Annotated in this window: 1 protein-coding gene; it reads right to left on the minus strand. The window is 65.6% G+C overall.

What is annotated here, in order from left to right; all coding sequences use genetic code 11:
- Positions 1 to 507: radical SAM protein (locus J5M56_RS24355; RefSeq protein WP_347709437.1), on the minus strand; the 507-nt coding region annotated here is incomplete at its 3' end.
- Positions 508 to 515: the final 8 nt, after the last annotated feature.

Below are 515 nucleotides of genomic sequence, written 5' to 3' on the forward strand. Positions count from 1 at the left end.
GAAGCCCAGCGCGCGCAACTCGGCGATGCGTTCGCGGCTTATGGTGCGCGGGTCGACCTCGATGGAAAACTCGTGATCGTCGCTTTCATCGAAGCGGAAGTGCTGGCGCAGGCAGCCCATCAGTTCGGCGAGCTGCGCGCTGCTCAGGTAGGTCGGCGTGCCGCCGCCGAGGTGCAGCTGGGTCAGGCGTCGCGACGGGCTGACCAGCGCCGCCTGCAGGGCGATTTCGCGCTTGAGGTAATCCAGGTACTCGACGGCTCGGTGGGTCTTCTGGGTGATGATCTTGTTGCAGGCGCAGTAGTAGCAGAGGCTCTGGCAGAAGGGGATATGGATATAGGCCGACAAGGCCTTGGCGGGCGCCCGGTTGCTGCGCTCGGCGGCTTGCCGGTAGTCGTCCTCGGCGAAGGCCTGGCGGAACTGGGGCGCCGTGGGGTAAGAGGTGTAGCGCGGCCCCGGGCGGTCGTATTTCTCTACCAGCGAGCGGTCGAAGCGCAGTGAACTGGTCATGGCAAGTG

The sequence above is a fragment of the Pseudomonas sp. 51_B genome (assembly GCF_017491595.1).
GTDB classification, from domain to species: Bacteria; Pseudomonadota; Gammaproteobacteria; order Pseudomonadales; family Pseudomonadaceae; genus Aquipseudomonas; species Aquipseudomonas promysalinigenes.